This is a genomic window from Sorangium sp. So ce321, assembly GCF_051530195.1.
Taxonomy (GTDB): domain Bacteria; phylum Myxococcota_A; class Polyangia; order Polyangiales; family Polyangiaceae; genus Sorangium.
The window spans coordinates 7,532,095-7,552,519 of record NZ_CP150329.1 but is presented as its reverse complement, the minus strand read 5'-3'; the positions used below and the strand labels follow the sequence as shown (position 1 = coordinate 7,552,519).

13 protein-coding genes are annotated in these 20,425 nt (G+C 73.2%); 7 read left to right on the top strand and 6 right to left on the bottom strand.

Features of this window, described 5'->3' with window-relative positions:
* Positions 1-196: 196 nt before the first annotated feature.
* From WME89_RS27740 to WME89_RS27730, 3 genes are all read right to left on the bottom strand, one after another.
* Positions 197-1,036 (bottom strand): LytR/AlgR family response regulator transcription factor, encoded by an 840-nt coding sequence (locus WME89_RS27740; RefSeq protein ID WP_438002723.1) that lies wholly within the window; start codon positions 1,034-1,036, stop codon positions 197-199.
* Positions 1,029-2,240 carry a sensor histidine kinase gene (locus WME89_RS27735; protein WP_438002722.1) on the bottom strand — a complete coding sequence of 404 codons (1,212 nt, stop codon included), beginning with the start codon at positions 2,238-2,240 and terminating at the stop codon, positions 1,029-1,031. The genes WME89_RS27740 and WME89_RS27735 overlap by 8 nt, the downstream gene beginning before the upstream one ends.
* A 282-nt stretch (positions 2,241-2,522) precedes the next feature.
* Positions 2,523-5,126, bottom strand: coding sequence for a helicase HerA-like domain-containing protein (locus tag WME89_RS27730; RefSeq protein WP_438002721.1), 2,604 nt, complete (start codon positions 5,124-5,126; stop codon positions 2,523-2,525).
* Positions 5,127-5,328: 202 nt separating this feature from the next.
* On the opposite strand from WME89_RS27730, the gene WME89_RS27725 reads away from it, so the two are divergent.
* From WME89_RS27725 to WME89_RS27705, 5 genes are all read left to right on the top strand, one after another.
* Positions 5,329-5,547 carry a hypothetical protein gene (locus tag WME89_RS27725; RefSeq protein ID WP_438002720.1) on the top strand — a complete coding sequence of 73 codons (219 nt, stop codon included), beginning with the start codon at positions 5,329-5,331 and terminating at the stop codon, positions 5,545-5,547.
* Positions 5,547-6,398 carry a DUF6036 family nucleotidyltransferase gene (locus WME89_RS27720; protein ID WP_438002719.1) on the top strand — a complete coding sequence of 284 codons (852 nt, stop codon included), beginning with the start codon at positions 5,547-5,549 and terminating at the stop codon, positions 6,396-6,398. The genes WME89_RS27725 and WME89_RS27720 overlap by 1 nt, the downstream gene beginning before the upstream one ends.
* Before the next feature lie 238 nt (positions 6,399-6,636).
* Complete coding sequence (locus WME89_RS27715; RefSeq protein ID WP_438002718.1) at positions 6,637-7,137, top strand: hypothetical protein; 501 nt, start codon at positions 6,637-6,639, stop codon at positions 7,135-7,137.
* A 238-nt stretch (positions 7,138-7,375) separates the two neighbouring features.
* A complete protein-coding gene (locus tag WME89_RS27710; protein WP_438002717.1) occupies positions 7,376-9,367 on the top strand; it encodes a serine/threonine-protein kinase in 1,992 nt (663 codons plus the stop codon).
* A 12-nt stretch (positions 9,368-9,379) separates the two neighbouring features.
* The gene (locus WME89_RS27705; RefSeq protein ID WP_437301938.1) at positions 9,380-9,703 is read left to right on the top strand and encodes a hypothetical protein; all 324 of its coding nucleotides are present in this window, start codon (positions 9,380-9,382) and stop codon (positions 9,701-9,703) included.
* Between the two features lie 19 nt (positions 9,704-9,722).
* Here WME89_RS27705 and WME89_RS27700 read toward each other — a convergent pair whose 3' ends face one another.
* The 3 genes from WME89_RS27700 to WME89_RS27690 all read right to left on the bottom strand — a co-directional run bounded on the left by WME89_RS27700 (position 9,723) and on the right by WME89_RS27690 (position 15,638).
* Positions 9,723-10,049 (bottom strand): rhodanese-like domain-containing protein, encoded by a 327-nt coding sequence (locus tag WME89_RS27700; RefSeq protein ID WP_436619448.1) that lies wholly within the window; start codon positions 10,047-10,049, stop codon positions 9,723-9,725.
* Between the two features lie 91 nt (positions 10,050-10,140).
* The gene (locus tag WME89_RS27695; RefSeq protein WP_438002716.1) at positions 10,141-12,588 is read right to left on the bottom strand and encodes a PAS domain S-box protein; all 2,448 of its coding nucleotides are present in this window, start codon (positions 12,586-12,588) and stop codon (positions 10,141-10,143) included.
* Positions 12,589-12,785: 197 nt separating this feature from the next.
* Positions 12,786-15,638 (bottom strand): PAS domain S-box protein, encoded by a 2,853-nt coding sequence (locus WME89_RS27690; protein ID WP_438002715.1) that lies wholly within the window; start codon positions 15,636-15,638, stop codon positions 12,786-12,788.
* Between the two features lie 335 nt (positions 15,639-15,973).
* Here WME89_RS27690 and WME89_RS27685 point away from each other — a divergent pair, with 335 nt between their 5' ends.
* Together WME89_RS27685 and WME89_RS27680 are read left to right on the top strand one after the other, a co-directional pair.
* Entirely contained in the window at positions 15,974-18,523 is a 2,550-nt protein-coding gene (locus tag WME89_RS27685; protein WP_438002714.1) for a DEAD/DEAH box helicase, read from the top strand.
* Positions 18,524-18,784: 261 nt separating this feature from the next.
* Entirely contained in the window at positions 18,785-20,371 is a 1,587-nt protein-coding gene (locus WME89_RS27680) for an SNF2-related protein (protein WP_438002713.1), read from the top strand.
* Positions 20,372-20,425: the final 54 nt, after the last annotated feature.

Below are 20,425 nucleotides of genomic sequence, written 5' to 3'. Positions count from 1 at the left end.
ACGTCGAGGGGGCGATCCAGGGAGTCGAACGGCTGCATGCGGGAGAGCTTAGCGCCTCGGGCGGGCGAGCGAGTCGCCCGAGCGCTGGCGCCGCTTCAGCGCGGCGCCGAGAGCTCCTCCCGGCGGCGCCGCTTCAGCGCGGCGCCGAGAGCTCCTCCCGGCGGCGCCGCTTCCGCCAGGTCCCGGCGGAGCCGGTTCAGCGCAGCGCCGACAGCTTCTCCCGGTGGCTCCGCGCCACCTTGAGCTCCGCGCCCCCGGCCAGGACGACGACCGTGTCCCGGCGCCCCTGCGTGCGGAGCTCCTTGATCCGGTCGCGGTTGACGATCGCCGAGCGGTGGATCCGCACGAAGCGCGCCGGATCGAGCTTGCCCTCGACGCTGTTCATCGTCTCGCGGTGGAGGTAGCTCTTCCCGCCGGCGTGGACCTGGACGTAGTAGTCGGCCGCCTCGATCCAGTCGATCTCGTCGACGCCGAGGAACACGACGCGGCACCCGTCCTTGATCGCGAGCCGCCGCAGGTACCCCGCGCCCGCGGGGGGCGGCTCCGAGCCGGCGCCACCCCGCGGCGGTGGCGGCGACCCCGCGGCCGCCGCCGCCGCGGGGTCGCCGTAGCTCTGCAGCAGCGACAGGAGGCGCTGGCTCAGGTCGCTCATCCGCGAGAGCCGGACGTGGGCCTTCGCGCGGCGGAGGGCGTCGTAGAAGCGGTCGTCATCGAACGGCTTCAGCAGGTAGTCGAGCGCGTGGACCTCGAACGCGCGCAGCGCGTAGCGGTCGAACGCCGTCACGAAGATCACGGCGGGGAGCTCGTCGGGCGGGAGCGACGCCATCACCTCGAAGCCGTTCATCTCGGGCATCTGCACGTCCAGGAACACGAGATCGGGCCGCAGCCGCCGGATGACCTCGAGCGCGTCCGGCCCGTCGCCCGACTCGGCGGCGACCGCGACCTCGGGGTCGCCCGCGAGCAGCAGGCGGATGCCGTCCCGGGCGAGCGGCTCGTCGTCCACGATGACAGCGCGGAGCGCGCCGGGGCTATCCATGCGCGCGCCGCTGCTCCTGGTGGGCGTGCGCGTGCGCGGGCCGGAACGGGACCGCGACCGTGACGAGGACGCCGCCCTCCGGGCGCCGCGCGATGGTGAGCCGGTGGTCGCCCGGGTACAGCTGCCGGAGCCGCGCGCGCACGTTGCCGAGCCCCGTCCCCTCGCTCGCCTCGCCTGCCCAGCCCTCCTCGAGCCCGCGGCCGTCGTCGGTCACCTCCACGACGAGGCGGTGATCCTCCCGCCGGGCCGCGATCGCCACGCTCCCCGACGACGCCCGCGGCGCGATGCCGTGGCGGATCGCGTTCTCGACGATCGGCTGCAGGATGAGGTTCGGGATCTCGGCGTCGAGCGCCTCGGAGGCCACGTCCGTGCGCACGGTCAGGCGGTCCTGGAAGCGGGTCTTCTCGATCTCGAGGTAGCGATCGAGGAAGTCGAGCTCCTGCTTGAGCGGCACGATCTGCTTGCCCGCGCTCTCGAGCGCCATCCGGAGCAGCTCGCTCAGGCCCGTGATCATCCGCACGGAGGCCTGCGTCTCCTGCTTTCGCACGAGCACGGCGATCGTGTGGAGCGTGTTGAAGAGGAAGTGCGGGTGGAGCTGCATCTTGAGCGCCTGGAGCTCCGCCTGCACGAGCTTGGTCTCGAGCTGCGCCGCCGCGACCGCGCGCTCCCGGTACTTGCGGTGGTAGTCGGCCGCGTGGACCATCGCGAGGAGCCCCCAGTAGATGAGCAGCTCGATGTCGAGGTACATGCCGAGGATCTTGTGGAAGACCTCGAAGAACGGCGCCTTCACGTAGGATTCCTGGCCGATGAGCCGCCCCGTGAGCGCGTTGAGCGCGACGTGGCCCGGGGCCATGGCGAGGTTCGCGATCAGGTGCACCGCGACGTTCCTCGGGAAGCGCTTGCGCTCCAGCGGGTACCTGCGGCCGAGCCAGACGATCGCGGGCGTCATGAGCGCCCAGAAGAGCCAGGGCAGCCCCTGCCACACGAAGGCGGCGAGGAACGACAGGTGACGCTCCTGCTTGTGCTGGAGGAAGAGGTAGGTCTGCGTGCTCGAGATGAGCACCGGGATCAGCCACAGCCCGGCTGCGAGCCAGAAGGCCGCCCACCTCGGACCGGCGAGCGCGCCCGGGGACGCCGGGGCCCGCGCCGACGAGGCGGCGGGGGGCGAGAGCGCGACGCGCGTCGCTCCGGCGCTGCCGTTCACGGTTCACCCGAGGGGTTGAGCTGCCGCGAGGTCTGCATGGCTCGGCTCGTGGCGCGCGCTGGCGCGCTGGCGCGCCGGCCAGCAGGAGGCGGGCCGCGGGCGCTCTCCCTGGATCAGAGCACAGGCGCCGGCGGCGTGGGGGCGCTTTGCAGCCGGCTGCGCCCGCGCTGCAGCGAGCTGGCCTCGGGGCGGCTCGCGCCAGGCTGGCCTCGGGGCGGCTCGCGCCAGGCTGGCCTCGGGGCGGCTCGCGCCGCGCGCGCTCGCCGTCGCGCCGCCAGGCGGTCACGCGGGGCTGGCGAGCGTCGCGGCCCAGGCGAGCGCGACGAAGGCGACCTCGACGTCGGTCTTCCTGGGCACGAGGCGCTTCGCCTCGACGCCCTCGCCGGCGCGGAGGGGGAGCTGCTCCAGCGCGGCGAGCTCGGCGGCCTGCGCGGCCTGGAGGTCCCGGAGGGCGGCGTCCGCCTCCGTCCATTCCTGGCGCGCGCGCTCGAGCTTCGCGGTGGCCCTGTCGCGCTGGGTCCCGGCGCGCCGGGCGGTGTCCCGGCCGGTGACGAGCCCGAGGAGCGCGGCGCCCACCGCGCCGGGGAGCGCGGCCACCTCGGCCTCGGCCTGGTCGTTCCGCGCCTTCGCGGCCGCGATGCGCTCGCCGAGGCGCGCGATCCGCGGCGCGAAGCGGCCGATCACCTGCTGCCGCTCGGCGGCGGCGAGCCGGGCCGCCGCGGCGCGGCAGCGGGCGGCGAACGCCTCGAGCGGCTCGCCCTCGGCCTGCGCGAGCCCGAGCTCCTTGTGGACGGCCACGGTGGCCTCGGCCGTGCGGTAGGCGTGCTCCCGCAGCGCGCGCGCCGCGGCCTGCGCCGCCGTGCGCTTCGCGAGCGGGGCGGGCAGCTCGGCGAAGCGGGCGCCCGGCGCAGGGGACGCCGAGAGCAGCGACGGGTCGAGCCGGGCGACGCGCGACAGATCCGGCCTGCCGTCGGGCAGGAGCGGGGCGGCGAGGAGCTGGCTCTGGTTGAGCGTGACGCCGAGCTTCGCGTCGCGCAGGTGAGCGACGACCGAGACGGCCACCCAGGGGATGTAGCGGAAGCCCTCCGGGGCGGCCGCGGGGGCGTGCGCGTAGAGGCTCCGCCACCCCTCCGGCGGCGGCGGGGCCGTCGGCTCGCCGCCGCCGTCGCGAGCGGCCTCGCTGCGGCGCGCGGCGGCCTCGCTGCGGCGCGTGGCCTGTGGGGCGTGTGCGGCAGGAGCAGGGGGCGCGCGGCGCGGGTCCAGAACGACCGTGCCGCCGGGGCCCACGGCGGCGTGCGGGGCCGGCGCCGGGGGGGACGATGAAGCGGGCGCGCGGCCAGGCGGGGTCGCGGGCGTCGAGGAGCTCGCCGCCGACGGGCTCGGGGCCGCCGCCGCCGGGCCCGGGGCGGCCGCCGCTCCTGCCGCTTTCGGGGGCGCCGCCGGGCTCGGCGGCGCGGCCGGGGCGGGCGGGGGAGGGGACATGCCCCGGACGAGCCGGCCGAGCTCGCGCCGGGTGACCGGGCCGCGCAGCCACGACAGGCTGAACCGCGTCTCGGCCAGGAACGACGGCGGCTGCATGTGGACGTTGCGCACGAAGAACGTGCGCGGGGGCAGCGCCTTCAGGGCGGCCGAGAGCGCCGCTGCCTCGACGCCGCCGGCGCCCCCGTCCGCGCCCGAGAGCCCCTCGACCACGCGCTCGCGGTCGGCGTCGGTCTGCAGCCGGCCAACGAACCACGCGCCGGCGTTGGAGAGCGCCTTGTAGTCGAGATCCATCGGGTTCTGCGTGGCGAGGACGACGCCGACCCCGAAGGCGCGCGCCTGCTTCAGGAGCGCGAGCAGCGGCCGCTTCGTGGGCGGGTTCGCGGGGTGCGGGGGCAGGAAGCCGAAGACCTCGTCGAAGACGACGAGGGCGCGCAGGTCGCTCGTGCCGGAGAGGCCGCGCACCCACGAGAGCAGCTGCTCGAACAGGAGCCCGAGGACGAGGAGCCGCTCGTCGTCCTCGAGGTGCGCGACGCTGACGATGACCGCGGGGGTCTTGCCGCCTTGCGGCGCGAGCCACCCCGCGACGTCGAGCGGCGCGCCCTTGCGCCAGGTGGCGAACGTGGGGGAGGCGAGCAGGGTGTTGAGCTCGCGCGCGAGCGCCTGCCGCTCCTTCGGGGCGAAGAACTCGTCGACGTCGAGGGCGCCCACGGTGGCGATCGGCGGCTCGGCGAGGTCGGCGAGCAGCTCCTCGAGCCCCGCCGCCCCGCCGCCGCGCAGCCGCCGCTCGGCGAGGTGCGCGAGCAGCACGTGCTCGCGGCTCCGCGCCGGATCCGGGTCGCGCCCGACGAGCCGGAGCAGGAGCGACAGCGAGGCCGAGAGCGCCTCGCGCGCGGCCTCCTCGTCCTCGTCCCAGAGCGACGAGGGCGCCTCGAGCGCCGACAGCACGTGGATCGGCTCGCCCGCCGTGGTGCCCGGCGTGAGCAGGCGCGGCGCCATGCGGGCGCGGAGCGCGGCGACGTCGGCCGGCCCGAGGCCCGACGAGGCGAGCCCCGCGCGCCACCGCGCCGCGAGCTCGCCGGCGACGTCGGCGGTCGAGCGGCCGTCGCGCGCGGCCGCGGAGGGGTCGACCCACGGCTCGAACTCGGCCGGGGAGAGCTCCGGGAACGTGAAGAGCAGGTTGGGCAGGTCGCCCTTCACGTCGACCATGAGCACCGGGACGCCCGAGCGCAGCGCCTCCTCGACGAGGACCATGACGAGCCCTGTCTTGCCGCTGCCGGTCATGCCGACGACGACGCCGTGGGTCACGAGGTGGTGCGCCGGGAGCTCGAACGGGCGCGCGGCGGCGGCGCCTGGGTCGCCCTGGAGCGGTCGGGAGCGGCCCAGCGTGAAGGGGCGGGTCGGCATGGCGGCGGCTCGTGACATGGCGGGCGCGACGTCGCAATGGTCGGAGGGTGAGGCGGGCGCGGGCCGTCGCCGGGTCGCGTCCGCGCGCAGGGCCGCGGCGGCCGGCGGGCGGCGCCGCGGGCGCAGCCTGCGCGCGGCGAGCGAATCTGGGGAGAATTCGACGATCTGACGTCGAGCGTGTCTCAGGTGGTAGGATCTACCAATGAACGCGGACGACATCCGGGCCTACAAGAAGCGCTGGGAGATGGTCGTGGAGGTCGAGCAGGCAGAGCTCGCGGCGATGTCTCCGGCCGAGAAGTTCCGCGACCTCGCCACGCTCATGGGCGTGGCCCGGGGACTGGGTAGCTCGACCGACGTGGACAAAGAGGTGGAGCAGGTGCGCCGGCGTTGGAACCTGCTCGCGGAGCGCCTGGGCGTTTGATGCGCCGCTCGCTGGCGGAGCTCGAGGACGCGGTGCGTGCGCTCCTCGCGTGGTCGGAGGCGTCCCGCGTCCCCGTGCTGATCATCGGCGGAGTCGCGGTGTCGATCCTGAGCAAGCCCCGCACGACGAGAGACGTGGATGTCGTCGCGTGGCTTCCGAACCAGGACGAGTGGCCTGCCTTCCTGGCCGATGGGGAGCGGCATTCAATCGTTCCCCGCATCCCGGATGCGCTGGAGTTCGCCCTCAGCTCCCGCGTCCTTCTCCTTCGACACGACCGCTCCGGCGTTCCGATCGACCTCTCGATGGGGGCCCTGCCGTTCGAGGAGAACGCGGTTCGTCGCGCGGTTCCTACGGATATAGGCGGCTTGCGCGTTCCGCTTCCTGTGCCCGAGGATCTCCTCGTCATGAAGGCCGTAGCCCATCGCTCGCGGGACATGGTGGACATCGAATCCATCCTCAGCGCGCATGCCGACGTGGACGAGACGTCCGGCAGTGCGCCTCGCTCGTTGCGCCCGCGGTCCTGGCGGCGACGATCGGGATCGAGCTCACGTTCCACCATTACCGCCTCGCGGTCGCGGAGCTCGCGGCGCTGGCGCTGGTGCTGCTCTACGCCGCGCGCATGCCGGAGCCCGCGTCTCAGCGACAGGCGGCACTGGAACTTCCGAGCAGGCCCGCGCCGTCCGCAGGCCCAAGCGGGGGTGGCCTCGCAGGCGACGCAGCACCCGATGCCTCCGCACTGGGTTCCGGCGCGCCCGGCCAGCCGCTCACGCCGGGAACGACTCCACCGCGCCTCAAGGGCACCGGCGCCCTGGCCGGCGCCGCGGACGCGGGGGCCACGGTCGATCCCGTGAAGTTCGCGACCTCCGGGTTGGCGACCTGCAATGGCCAACGCTGCACGCTGGACATCGGGAATAGCCGTCTCCCACAGGGCACCACCCGCGCGTGCCTGTCGCCCGCAAGCCCGCAGCCCGAGCTCGCGGGCTTGCGGGCGACGTGCCGTATCGACGGGGCGGGCCCCGTCTGCGTCCGCGATGACCGCGTGGCGACCGTGGCGCTGAAGACTCCCATCCACTGGTCGAGCTGCCCCCGATGAACTCGCGCATACGACAGGTATCGCGCCTGCGCATCGGGCTCATCCAGGTCGTCTCGCCAAGCGACAGCACGGTGACGTGGTACTGCCGCCCCGGGAGCCCTGTCGACAAGGCGCTCGCCGGAGAGGGCCTGCCGGTCGCGGATTTCAAGCCCGACACGCGGCTCCGCGCGGGCAAGTGCTGGGGCGGCTACGACGCGCCAGGGAGCGCGGCCCAGGCAGGCACGGCCGTGGACCTTTCGCTCAACCTGGGACCGGGCGACGGCGTGCGCCCCCACGACCTCTACGAGGTGCTCGGCGAGGCGGTCGTCGACCGCGACGGCCGCGCCGTCGTCGGGTTCGAGCCGCTCGGGAACTGCACGGTGCTGCCGTTCGAGGGCACGACGCTCACCTCGCTGTGCCGCATCGACCGCGCGGTCTCGCCGAAATTCGACGCGAAGGCGATGGCGCGCTCCGGCTTCGTGCGACTCCTCCAGGAGGCGCCGCACGAGACCCCCTGAGCGGGCCGAGAGCGGGAGACCCGCGCGCCGTGTTTGTGCTGCACCTCCTCCGCGACCTGGATCGAAGCGCCCTCAGCAGCGCGTCCCGCGCCGAGGCGCAGAAGGTGCGCCCCTCGCCGCCGCAGCTACGTTCCGCTACCCCGGCAATCCGCGCATCCGTCGCGGGGCGCCGACGCCCGCATCTTGGCATCAAAATTGATGCGGTTGAGGCTATAGTGCGGCGGATGGAGGTCGGGCCATGAAGCCGGATGCGCCCGCATCGGCCGCGGGCATCCCGGGAATAGGCGAGGTCTTCGCGCAGAGGTACCGCCTCGAGCGCAGCCTGGGTCGCGGCTCCATGGGCGCCGTCTTCGCCGCGCAGCACGTCTCGCTGCGGCAGCGCGTCGCGGTCAAGTTCCTCCTCCCCAGGGCCAAGGACTTCCCGGGCGCGAGCGCCCGCTTCCTGCGCGAGGCGCGCGCCGCCGCGGCGATCCGGAGCGAGCACGTCGCCCGCGTCATCGACGTGGGCACCGCCGAGCTGGGCCTCCCGTACCTCGTCATGGAATACCTGCGCGGCCGCGACCTCCAGCAGGTGCTCGACGCGCGGGGCCCCCTGCCCGTCTCCGAGGCCGTCGACTACGTGCTCCAGAGCTGCGAGGCGGTCGCCGAGGCGCACGCGCGCGGCATCGTCCACCGCGACCTGAAGCCGGGGAACCTCTTCCTCACGACCGGGGCGAGCGGCGTCCCCCTCGTCAAGGTGCTCGACTTCGGCCTCTCCAAGGCGGCCGACGACTCCGTCGAGGAGACCGGCAAGCTCACCGCGTCCGAGATGATGCTCGGCTCCCCCTGCTACATGTCGCCCGAGCAGGTGCGCAGCACGAAGGACGTCGACGCCCGCACCGACGTCTGGTCGCTCGGGATCATCCTCTACCAGCTCCTCACCGCGCGCTTCCCCTTCGACGCGCCCTCCATCTCGGCGCTCTTCGTGGCCATCGTCACCGAGCCGGCCACGCCCCCGCGGGTGCACCGGTGGGAGCTGCCCGTCCACCTGGAGGAGGTCATCCTGAGCTGCCTGGAGAAGGACGTGCAGCGGCGTATCCAGAGCGTCGTGGAGCTGTCGCGCGCGCTCGCCCCGTACGGCACGGAGCACTCCGCGCGCGCCCTCGACCAGATCGAGGCGATCGCCGCGGGCAAGGCTTTCCCGTCGCTGCCGCCCCCTTCGTCGCCCGCGACGCCCCCGTACGATCCCGCCGCGGTCACCGTCCCGGCCGACAGGGTGGCCCGGAACGGCGCCTCGTCGACCTGGCCGCACCCGGAGGCCGACGATGAGCACGGGGGAAGGCAGAGCCGCCGCGCCACCGTGGCCGCCCCCCACGGCGGCGATTTCGCGATGACCCTGCCCAGCCCGGGCACGGTGGTCGAGCCCCTCCACGGCCCCGACGCCGCGCCGGTCGCGCGCAGCTCGGTCCCGGCCTTCGCGCGCAGCTCGGCCCCGGCCTTCGCGCGCAGCTCGGTCCCGGTCTCCAGCGACGAGGGCCCGACGCTGACGATGGCGCGCGAGCGCGACGAGGGCCCGACGCTGACGATGGCGCGCGAACGCGACGAGGGCCCGACGCTGACGATGGCGCGCGAACGCGACGAGGGCCCGACGCTGACGATGGCGCGCGAAGACCGCCCCACGCTGCCGCTGGCATACCGGATGTTGCAACGGCGCTCCGAGGTCGAGGAGACCGCCGGGAGCATGCCGGTCGTCACCGAGCGCGGCCTCGGCCAGCAGAGCTCCATCATGCTGCGCAAGCGCCGCCGCGCGGCCGCGCGGATCGCGGCGGGCGCCGTCCTGACCGCCGCGGTCGCGGTCGGGGCGACGCTCTGGTCCCGGAGCGCCGCGAGGTCCCCGGAGGTCGTCCTGCCGTCAGGCCAGCCCCCGCAGGCCTCCGGCCAGGCCTCGTCGCTCGCCCCCGCCGCGCCGCCGGGCTCCCCGGCGCCCGGCGGCGCGGCGGGCCCGGAGGCGCCGGCGCCGCCACCCGAGCCCGCCCCCACCGGCCCGGTGACCGCGGGGCCGAGCGGCGAGCCCGCGGCGCCCGCGGCGCCCCATGGCCACCGGCCGGGCGTGCCGGCGCGCAAGGCGCCGCAGCCCGCGCCGGTCACCTCCGGGCATCCGGCCGCCGCGCCGCCGCACAGCGCTGCCCGCCCGCCCAGGGCACCGGCGCCCCCCGCCGATCCCATGCCCCCGCTCCGCGACGACAGGTAGACAGACCGGCGCATGGCGAAGAAGAAGCTCTCGGCCCGCGCCGCCCGGCGCGCAGGCGATCGCGACGCGGAGAAGCTCACCCGCGACCTCGAGCGGCTCGCGCTCCTCGAGCCGGGCCACACCCCGGGGCGCGCCATCGCGCTCGACTCCCCGTCGCAGGTCGAGGTGGCCGCGCGATCGGTCCCGTGCCCGCGCTGCCGCGGCGCCCTCCGCGTGCAGGACCACACGGCCGAGACGCTCGAAGGGGCGCGGCTCCGCGTCGCGCAGGTCGTCTGCGTCGCGTGCGGCGCGGGCCGGCGGCTCTACTTCCGGCTCGGCGGAGCCGTCCTCAACTGAGGCGCGCCCCCGTCACACCTCAGTACCGCGGGACGCTCTCGTCGATGTGGATCGACCACGCGTCGATGCCGCCCTGGAGCGAGGCGACGCGCTCGTGGCCGAGCTTCTCGAGGATCGCGGCCGCCGACAGGCTCCGGACGCCGTGATGGCAGTACGCGACGATCAGCGCCCCCTCCCCGGGCGCGACCTCGTCCGCGCGCTCCGTGAGCTCGTTCAACGGGATCAGCGTGCTGCCAGGCAGCGCCGCGGTCTCGTGCTCGGCGGGCGTGCGCACGTCGAGGAGGTACACGGGCTCACCCGCCTTCAGCTTCAGGAAGAGCTCTTTCACGGAAATCTGCTGGACCATGGACTGCTCGCGATCTCGCCCGGAACTGCGCTGTCGGCGATGATGTAAAGGCCTTTACCTATCCAAAGATCTTCCCCGGAACAACCGCCTCTCATCCCCCCGTACGCCCCCTGACGAGCGCCGCGATCACCCCGACGAGCACCGCCGGGTCCAGCGGCTTGGCGACGTGCGCCTGGTACCCTGCGCCGAGCGCCCGCGCCTTGTCCTCGGCCCGCGCCAGCGCGCTGAGCGCGACGGCCGGCGTCGCCCCGCCGCGCGCCGGGTCGAGGCCCCGCACCCTACGGATGAGCTGGAAGCCGTCCTCGCACGGCATCCCGAGGTCGCTCACGAGGACGTCGGGCCGCTCCCGCTCCAGCGCGGCCAGCGCCTCGGCCGCCGACTCCGCCGTCGTGACGCTCGCCCCGCACTCCTCGAGTACGCGCTGCGCCACCTCGCGCGCATCGGGCTGGTCGTCGACGACCAGCACCCGCACGCCGGTGAGCTCGGCGGCCGGGCAGTCGGCCAGCGCCTCGGCGCGCGCCGCGCCGGGCCGCTGGGCCGCGTCGGGCTCCTGCTGCGACACGCCCGCGAGCGGCAGCCTCACCGTGAACGCCGTGCCCTGGCCCTCGCCCGGGCTCGCGACCTCCACCGTGCCGCCGTGCAGCTCGACCAGGTGCTTCACAATGGATAACCCGATGCCGAGCCCGCCGTACTTCCTCGTCGAGGACGCGTCGGCTTGCCGGAAGCGCTCGAACACGTAGGGGAGGAACTGCGGGGCGATGCCGGCGCCTGTGTCGGTCACCGACACCTCGGCGAAGGCGCCGTCGCGCCGCAGCGCGATGTCGATGCGCCCGCCTGAGGGCGTGAACTTCGCGGCGTTCGACAGCAGGTTCCACACGACCTGCTGGAGGCGGGCAGGGTCGCCCTTGAGCGAGATCGCCTCGGGGTCGACGCTCGAGGCCACGGTGAGCCCCTTGACCTCGGCCGCGAGCTTGATCGACTCGATGGCGCTCTGGATGACCACGGGCAGGTCGACCCGCTGGACGTCGAGCCGCATCTTTCCCGAGATGATGCGGCTCATGTCGAGCAGCTCCGAGACCATGTCGGCCTGGAGCCGCGCGTTGCGCTCTATGACCTCGAGCCCGCGGGCGAGGGCCTGGGCGTCGGGGGCCCGGCTGCGCAGGATGCGCGCCCAGCCCAGGATGGCGTTGATGGGCGCGCGCAGCTCGTGAGAGAGCGTGGCGACGAAGTCGTCCTTGACCCGGCTGACGCGCTCCGCCTCGTCGCGGGCCGCGCGCTCGCTCTCGAGCAGCTTCTGCCGCTCCTCCTCGGCCAGCCGCTCCGTGGTGACGTCCTCGCAGATCCCCAGGAACGACTCCACCGCGCCGTCAGGCCCGAGCTCGGGGATGATGCGGGCGCGGTATCTCCGCTCGCCGACGCTGAACTCCATCCGCTGCGGCTTGCCGGTCGCGACCGCCTCGCGGCACGCGGCCTCACCCGCCTCGGACACGTCGGGTGGGAACCCGTTCTCGCGGGGCGTCTTGCCGACGCAGTGCTCCGGCGGGAGCCCGATGACCGTCGTCGAGGTGGCCGACATGAACATGCAGCGCAGGTCGAGGTCCAGGCGGTAGATCGCGTCGGGCGAGTTCGCTATCAGCGACGCGAGCTGCCGCTCGCTCCGGCGGAGCTCGGCCTCCAGGCGCTCGCGCTCCGCGAGGGCCTGCCGCGCCTCGCCGAGCGCGGCGCGGAGCTGGCGCTCGCTCTCGCGCAGCGCCTCCTCCGCCCGCCGGAGCTCCGTGATGTCGAGCGCGAGCGCGACGCCGCCGTCCTCGCTCCGCCCTCCCGGCAGCAGGCAGCCGCTGAGCAGCACCGGCACCCGCGTGCCGTCGCGCCGCACGTACTCCTTCTTGTACGGGGTACACCTCCGCTGGCCGGATGCGAGCTCCGCCATCGCCCGGTCATCGCCGCCGCGCTCCTCGGGCAGCGTGAGGTCGTCCCAGCGGACCAGCCCGGCCCTGAGCTCCTCCTGCGTGTAACCGACGAGCTGGAGATAAGCGTCGTTCGCCTCGGTGATGCGGCCGTCGGGCTTCCAGTACGACATCGGCGCGATGTCACTATAGAAGACGGTCTTCGCCCTGGTCTCGCTCTCCGCCAGCGCCCGCTCCGCCGCGAGCGCTCGCCTTTCCGCGCGGTCCAGCTCGGTGACGTCCTCGACGAACACCGCCACACGATAGGGCTGCTCCCGGGCTTCGCGGACGGAGGTGCCTGTTATTCGGACCAGGCGGGCGCTGCCGTCCTTGTGGGCACACCGCATCTCCAAGGTGATCTCGTCCGTGTCGCCCTCGAACAGGGAGCGCCACGTGGCCCGCGCGCTGGTCCGGTCTTCCGGGAGCGCGAGGTCCGGCAGCCTCCTTTGCAGCAACTCGCTCTCCGAGTAGCCCAGCAGCCGGCAGAGCGAGCTGCTGACGCGCAGGAGCCGCCCGCTCGACGCGTCGAGCTGCGCGCTTCCCGGCCCGTATGATCGCGTCGCCCAGGCTGGCTGTCCGGTGGACTCACCCATCGCTCTCCCCCCGGTCTTCCGGCCGCCAGCCCGCTCATGTGCGCCTGGACGCGTGGGCGCGGCGTCCCCTGTGTCGTCCAGTCACGTTATCACGATCATGGAAGGTGCGGGTGGCATGACAGCCCGGGCGGGGTCCTTGATCTGTTCGCCAGGGCTGTCCCTGGAGAACGTTGACTCCTCCCCGGAACAACCGCCTCTCATCCCCCCGTACGCCCCCTGACGAGCGCCGCGATCACCCCGACGAGCACCGCCGGGTCCAGCGGCTTGGCGACGTGCGCCTGGTACCCTGCGCCGAGCGCCCGCGCCTTGTCCTCGGCCCGCGCCAGCGCGCTGAGCGCGACGGCCGGCTTCGCCCCGCCGCGCTCGGCGCCGAGGCCCCGCACCTTGCGGATGAGCTGGAACCCGTCCTCGCCCGGCATCCCGAGGTCGCTCACGAGGACGTCGGGCCGCTCCCGCGCCAGCGCGGCCAGCGCCTCGGCCGCCGACTCCGCCGTCGTGACGCTCGCCCCGCACTCCTCGAGCACGCGCTGCGCCACCTCGCGCGCGTCGGGCTGGTCGTCGACCACGAGCACCCGCACGCCCGTGAGATCCGCGCCCGGGTAGTCGGACAGCGCCTCGGCGCGCGCCTCGCCGGGCGGCTCCGTCGCGCTGCGCGCCTCCGGCGAGACGCCGGCGAGCGGCAGCCGCACCGTGAACGTGGCCCCCTGGCCCTCGCCCCCGCTCGCGACCTCCACCGTGCCGCCGTGCAGCTCGACCAGGTGCTTCACGATCGAGAGCCCGATGCCGAGCCCGCCGTACATCCTCGTCGAGGACGCGTCCGCCTGCCGGAAGCGCTCGAACAGGTGCGGGAGGAACTGCGAGGCGATGCCGGCGCCCGTGTCGGTCACCGACACCTCGGCGAACGCGCCCGCGCGCCGCAGCGCGATGTCGATCCGCCCGCCCGCCGGCGTGAACTTCACGGCGTTCGACAGGAGGTTCCAGACGACCTGCTGGATCCGGGCGGGATCGCCCCGCAGCGCGCTCGCCTCGGGGTCGACGCTCGAGGCGAGCGCGATCCCCTTGGCCTCGGCCGCGAGCTTGATCGACTCGATCGCGCTCTGGATGACCACCGGCAGGTCGACCGGCAGGACGTCGAGCCGCAGCTTCCCCGAGACGATCCGGCTCATGTCGAGCAGCTCGGAGACCATGTCGGACTGGAGCCGCGCGTTGCGCTCGATGACCTCGAGCCCCCGCGCGAGCGTCTGTGGCTCCTGCGTCCGGCTCCGCAGGATGCGCGCCCAGCCCAGGATGGCGTTGATCGGCGAGCGCAGCTCGTGCGAGAGCGTCGCGACGAAGTCGTCCTTGACCCGGCTCACGCGCTCCGCCTCGTCGCGGGCGGCGCGCTCGCTCTCGAGCAGCTTCTGGCGCTCCTCCTCGGCCTCGCGCTCCGCGGTGACGTCCTCGCAGATCCCCAGGAACGACTCGACCGAGCCGTCCGGCTCGAGCTCGGGGATGTAGCGCGTCCGGTACCGCCGCTCGCCCATGGCGAACTCGATCCGCTGCTGCTTCCCCGTCGCGCTCGCCTCGCGGCACGCGGCCTCGCTGGCGTCGCACATGTCCTTCGGGAGCCCGGTCTCGGCGCCCGTCCTGCCGAGGTAGTGCTCGGGCCGCATCCCCGTCATCGCCTCGACGGAGGCGGTCACGAACAGGCACCGCATCTCCCTGTCGAGCCGGAAGATCACGTCGGGCAAGTTCGCCATCAGCGACGCGAGCTGCCGCTCGCGCCGGCGGAGCTCGTCCTCGAGGCGCTCGCGCTCGGCGAGCACCCGCTGGGCGTCCTTGAGCGCGGCGCTGAGCTGGCGCTCGCTCTCGCGCAGCGCCTCCTCCGTGCGCTTCTGGCGGCTGATGTCCAGGCAGAGGCCGATCCAGGAGGTGATCTCGCCCCGCGCGTCGCGGACCGGCACACACCGGTTGAGGGTGGGGTGGGCGGCGCCATCGGCGCCGAGGTAGCGGAGCTCTTCCTCGAACGGCTCACCCGTCCGCCAGCGCCGATCGAGGCTCGCCACCTTGTGCCGGTCGTCGGGGTGGAGCGTGTCGATCCACCCGTACCCCGAGCACTGCTCCTGGGTCATCCCCGCCATCCGGAGGAACGCCTGGCTTGCATAGAGGTTCCGGCCCTCGGGGTCGGCGATCCAGACGCCATAATCGATGGATTCCCCGATGGTATGGAAGATCCGCTCGCTCCGGCGGAATGCCTCCTCGGTCCGCCGGAGCGGCGTCATGTCGAGCGCCAGCACGAAGCCGCCGTCCTCGAACCGCCCCCCGGGCAGCAGACAGCCGCTCACCAGCATCTTGATCCGGGTGCCGTCGGGCAGCGCATACGTCCTCTCGAAGGGCGTGAACGTCCACCCGCTCAATAGCAGCTCCGCCCGGGCGCGGTCGTCTTCGGGTTGCTCCTCCGGCAACACCTCGGAATCCCAGCGGACCAGGCCGGCCGTGAGCTCCTCCCGCGTCCGGCCCACGAGCCGCAGATAGGCGTCGTTCGCCTCGATGATGCGGCCGTCAGGCATCCAGAACGCCATCGGGGCCAGGTTGCTGTAGAAGACGCTCCGCAGCCTGGCCTCGCTCGCCGGCAACGCCCGCTCCGCCTCCGGCAATGCCCGCTCCGCCGCGAGCGCCTGCCCCGTCTGCCCATCGCCGCGCCCAGGGACGGTGATGTCCTCGACGAACACCACCGCCCGACAAGGCCGCTCGGAAGCGTCGCGGACGAAGACGCCCGTCAGCCGGAGCCGGCGGACGCCGCCCTGCTTGCAGCGACAGCGCATCTCGAGCGTGAGCTCCTCCGCGCCGTCCTCGAGCTGCGCGCGCCATGCGGCCATCGCGGAAGGCCGGTCCTCCGGCAGCGCCAGGTCCGGTAGCCTCCTTTGCAGCAGCTCGCCCTCGGCGTAGCCCAGCAGCCGGCAGAGGGCGCCGCTGGCGCGCACGAGCCGCCCGCTAGACGCGTCGATCTGCGCGCTCCCCCTGCCCGGTGCGCGCGCCGCCCAGGTTGGATCTCCCGCGATCTCCGCCATCCCCGCCCGTCCCGAGTTTCCGGCCGCCAGCCGCCCACGTGCCCCCCACGGACGTGTGCGCGCGGTGCCCCCCGTGTTTCGTCCGGTCACGCTATCACGATCGCGCGAGGGTGCGGATCGCATGGCGGCCGGATCAGGCCCTCGCTCCGCCCGCCGCTCGGCTCTCCGTCTCCGTCTCCGTCGTCGTCTCCGCGTTGGTTGTCCCTGGAGTCGGTTCCGTCCGGAGCCGCGCCGGGTCGCGGGCATCCGGCCGGGACATCGAGGAGTTTGCTTGCATTTTTCCCCGGAACCAGGCTTCTGCAAGGGGCGCCCCCGGAGGGCGTCCGCCAGCCACCATGGACCTCGCCGCCGCACCGCTCTTCGCTCGCCTCCCGCCGTCGCCCCACGACTTCACCGCCGACGACCTCCTGAACGGCTTCCTCGACTACGTCGCCGAGCGGGGACTCGAGCTCTACCCGGCGCAGGAGGAGGCGATCCTCGAGATCTTCGGCGGCAAGAACGTGATCCTCAACACCCCGACCGGCTCGGGCAAGTCGCTCGTCGCGGCGGCCATGCACTTCAAGGCGATGGCCGAGGGGATGAAGTCCTACTACACGTGCCCGATCAAGGCGCTCGTCAGCGAGAAGTTCTTCTCGCTGTGCAACGACTTCGGCCCCGAGAACGTGGGCATGTTGACGGGCGACGCGTCGGTGAACCGCGACGCGCCGATCATCTGCTGCACCGCGGAGATCCTCTCGAACATCGCGCTCCGCGAGGGCGACAAGGCGCTCTGCGACTACGTGATCATGGACGAGTTCCACTACTACTCGGACCGCGATCGCGGGGCGGCGTGGCAGATCCCGCTGCTCACGCTGCCGCAGGCGAGGTTCCTGCTCATGAGCGCCACGCTCGGAGGGACCGAGTTCTTCCAGGAGGAGATCACGCGGCTCACCGGCGAGCAGACCGCCGTGATCAAGTCGACCGTGCGCCCGGTGCCGCTCGACTACGAGTACCGCGAGACGCCGCTCCACGAGACCGTGGCGACCCTCGTGAAGACCGGCAAGGCGCCGATCTACATCGTGAGCTTCACGCAGCGGGCCTGCGCCGAGGAGGCGCAGAACCTGATGAGCCAGGACTACTGCACCAAGGAGGAGAAGCGCGCGATCACCGCCGCCCTCGCCGGGGTGAAGTTCTCGAGCCCCTACGGCCGCGAGGTGCAGCGCTTCGTCAAGCACGGCATCGGGCTCCACCACGCGGGGCTCCTGCCGAAGTACCGGCTGCTGGTCGAGAAGCTGGCGCAGCAGGGGCACCTCAAGATCATCTGCGGCACGGACACGCTGGGCGTCGGGGTCAACATCCCGATCCGCACCGTGCTGTTCACGAAGCTCTGCAAGTTCGACGGCGAGAAGACGGCGATCCTGAGCGTGCGCGACTTCCAGCAGATCAGCGGCCGCGCGGGCAGGAAGGGCTTCGACACGCAGGGGAGCGTGGTGGCGCAGGCGCCGGAGCACGTCATCGAGAACATGCGGCTCGAGGCGAAGGCGGGGAACGACCCGGCCAAGAAGCGGAAGATCGTCAGGAAGAAGCCGCCGGAGAAGGGGTATGTGGCGTGGGACCGGCAGACGTTCGAGCGGCTGATCCAGTCGCCGCCCGAGCCGCTCGTGTCGCGGTTCCAGGTCACGCACGGGATGCTGGTCAACGTGCTCGGGCGCGAGGAGGGCGGGTGTCTGGCGCTGAAGCGGCTCATCCGCAGCACCCATGACCGGCCCGCGGTCCGGCGCCAGCACGGCAGGACAGCGATGCTCCTGTTCCGCTCCCTCGTGGAGGCGCGCATCATCGAGTTCGTCCCGAAGGAAGACGGGCCGGGCAAGCGCATCCGCATCAACGCGGACCTCCAGGAGGATTTCTCGCTGAACCACGCGCTCTCGCTCTACGTGCTCGAGACGGTGGGCAAGCTGGATCCCGAGAGCGGCACGTATCCGCTGGATCTCCTGACGCTGGTGGAGTCCATCCTCGAGAACCCCGATCTCATCCTGCAGAAGCAGCTCGATCGCCTGAAGACCGAGAAGCTCGGGGAGCTCAAGGCGGCAGGCGTGGAGTACGAGCAGCGGATGGAGGAGCTCGAGAAGCTCGAGTATCCGAAGCCGAACGCGGAGTTCATCTACGGCACGTTCAACGACTACGCGCGGCGGCACCCGTGGGTCGGGCAGGAGAACATCCGGCCGAAGGGCGTCGCGCGCGAGATGTACGAGCAGTACCTGTCGTTCGGCGAGTTCATCCGCGAGTACAACCTGGAGCGGGCGGAGGGGCTGCTGCTCAGGTACGTCTCCGAGGTGTACAAGGCGCTCGTCCAGACGGTCCCCGACTACGCGAAGGACAGCGACACGAACGACATGATCGCCTATTTCCGGGCGCTCATCCGCGGCGTGGACTCGAGCCTGCTCGACGAGTGGGAGAAGCTGCGCGACCCGTCGTACCAGCCGCGCGCCGGGGCCCCGGGCGGGGCCGTGGAGCCGGGCGCGTTCGACATCACGCGCAACGCGAAGGACTTCACGGTGCTCGTCCGGAACGAGCTGTTCTTCTTCCTGCGCGCGCTGTCCCGCCGCGACTACGAGGTGGCCGCCGAGATGGTCGAGGGCGAGGAGGCCCCCTGGACGGCGGAGAAGCTGGACGAGGTGCTCCGCGGCTTCTACGCGGAGCACAGCGCGATCCGCACCGACCCGGCGGCGCGGAGCCCGAGCAACACGGTCATCCACCCGGCCGAGGACGGCGGCTCGTGGGTGGTGGAGCAGATCATCGCCGATCCGGAGGACGACAACGACTGGATGCTCGACTGCAAGGTGGATCTGGAGCGCTCCCGCGAGGCGGGCCGGCCGGTCATCGTGCTGCGGCGGATCGCGAGCTGAGCTTCGCCAGAGCGGGAGACGCCGCGGGGCGCGGCGGATCGCGATCGCCGTGAAGCGCACCGGGGCGACGCGCCTCGAGGCGCGCGAGCACGGCGCCACCCTCGCCAGGCGACGATTCCTGCGCGAGCGCGCGGCAGCGCTGGTATCAGGGCCGTCATGACGATGATGCGCGCCAAGCGAACCGTCTCGGCCCCTCGCAGAGCCCCCAGCGCGGCCGCTCCCGCGGTCCCTGCTCCGCGCGCGGCGCCGGAGCGAGCCCACGTGCTCGACGTCCCGTTCGCGTTGCGCGCGGTCGCGTCCGCGAGCGGCGCGCGCTGGGACGCGGCGCACGGCGTGTTCGTGGTTCGCGCAGAGGCGCTCCCGCCGGCCCTCGCGCCGTTCCGCGCCGCGCCGTACTCGTGGGAGCGACGCGTCGAGCACGAGCTCAACGACGACCCCGCGCCCGCGCCGGCCGCCCCCGCCGGGGCGATCGTCCTCCGCCCGCACCAGCGGGACGGCGTGCGGGCCATCGCCGCCGCGAAGGCCGAGAGGCGCGCCGGGTTCCTCCTCGCCGACGACGTCGGGCTCGGCAAGACGATCACCGCCTGGGCAGCGGTCCTCGGGATGCCGGACGCCACGACGGTGCTGATCGTCTGCCCGCTCGCCGTCGTCGCTCACTGGCGCCGCACGGTTCAGGCGATGGGCGACGCCGGCAAAGAGATCGTGATCATCAATTATGATCGGCTCGGCAAGCTCTTCGAGGTGACCCCGGAGGCGCGGCGAAAGATCCGGTCGAAGAAGGGCCTCGCGCGCGCGGGCAGCGCCGCGGAGTTCGACGTGGTCATCTGGGACGAGAGCCACCGCTGCAAGAACCCGGCGGCGGCGCGCTCCAAGCTCGCGGTCAAGCTCAACGCGCGCGCTGGGTTCGTGCTGTGGCTCTCGGCCACCGCGGGGCAGAACCCGCTGGAGCTGTCGTATCTGGCGCCGCTCCTGGCGAGCGCGACCGGGAGCCGCTCCGCGGATCTGAAGGACTTCGAGCAGTGGTGCGTCGACCAGGGGCTCGGCGTCGCGCGCGGCGCGTTCGGCAAGTGGGACTGGCGCGGCGATCCGGCGGACTGCGAGAAGGTGCGTGCCCTCCTGTTCGACGGCCGTCCCGCGGCGGGGATGCGGCGCCGCCCGGAGGACGTGGCCGGCTGGCCCGAGATCAACCGCATCCTCACCCCCCTCGAGCTCGACGCCTCCGCGCGCGAGCTCTACGCGCAGGCGTGGACCGCGTTCCGCCGGGAGATGGAGCTCGTGCCGAAGGGCGCGAACCCGAGGTCGGCGCTCGCCGCGACGCTGCGCCTGCGGCAGAAGAGCTCGCTCATCCGCGTGGCGGGCACCGTGGAGCTCGTGCGCGAGCTGCTCGACAACGGGCATCAGGTCGCGGTCTCGGTCGCCTTCATGGAGACGCTCGAGGCCGTGCAGGCCGCGCTGGCCAGCGAGCGCGTCCCTTGCGCGCTGATCCACGGCGCGATGCCGGCCGGCGAGAAGGAGGCCGAGCGCCTCCGCTTCCAGCGCGGCGAGCCGCGCGTCGTGCTCTTCACCGTGGAAGAAGGGATCTCGCTCCACCAAGGCGAGCACAACGAGGTGCCGCGCTCGGAGGTGATCCACGATCTGCGGTGGTCGGCGATCCAGATGGCGCAGATCGAGGGCCGCTGTCACCGCGATGGACGGTTTGCGCAGGTCTACTGGGCGTACGCCGACGATACCGTCGAAGAGAAGATCGCCGCGATCGTGTGCCGCAGGATCCAGTCGATGAAGGCGATGGTCGGCGATGACGTCGAGACGATGCACGAGATCGAGCGGTTGCTCGCCGGAGCCGGTTGAGGCGCGTCACGCACCGCGGGCGCGCGGCGCGCGGCGCGGTTTGACATTGCCGCG

Coding starts and splice junctions, on each gene's coding strand:
- WME89_RS27740 (WP_438002723.1), bottom strand. CDS start 1,036: ATGGATAGCCCCGGCGCGCTCCGCGCTGTCATCGTGGACGACGAGCCG.
- WME89_RS27730 (WP_438002721.1), bottom strand. CDS start 5,126: ATGCCGACCCGCCCCTTCACGCTGGGCCGCTCCCGACCGCTCCAGGGC.
- WME89_RS27725 (WP_438002720.1), top strand. CDS start 5,329: ATGAACGCGGACGACATCCGGGCCTACAAGAAGCGCTGGGAGATGGTC.
- WME89_RS27720 (WP_438002719.1), top strand. CDS start 5,547: ATGCGCCGCTCGCTGGCGGAGCTCGAGGACGCGGTGCGTGCGCTCCTC.
- WME89_RS27715 (WP_438002718.1), top strand. CDS start 6,637: ATGAACTCGCGCATACGACAGGTATCGCGCCTGCGCATCGGGCTCATC.
- WME89_RS27710 (WP_438002717.1), top strand. CDS start 7,376: ATGAAGCCGGATGCGCCCGCATCGGCCGCGGGCATCCCGGGAATAGGC.
- WME89_RS27705 (WP_437301938.1), top strand. CDS start 9,380: ATGGCGAAGAAGAAGCTCTCGGCCCGCGCCGCCCGGCGCGCAGGCGAT.
- WME89_RS27700 (WP_436619448.1), bottom strand. CDS start 10,049: ATGGTCCAGCAGATTTCCGTGAAAGAGCTCTTCCTGAAGCTGAAGGCG.
- WME89_RS27695 (WP_438002716.1), bottom strand. CDS start 12,588: ATGGGTGAGTCCACCGGACAGCCAGCCTGGGCGACGCGATCATACGGG.
- WME89_RS27690 (WP_438002715.1), bottom strand. CDS start 15,638: ATGGCGGAGATCGCGGGAGATCCAACCTGGGCGGCGCGCGCACCGGGC.
- WME89_RS27685 (WP_438002714.1), top strand. CDS start 15,974: ATGGACCTCGCCGCCGCACCGCTCTTCGCTCGCCTCCCGCCGTCGCCC.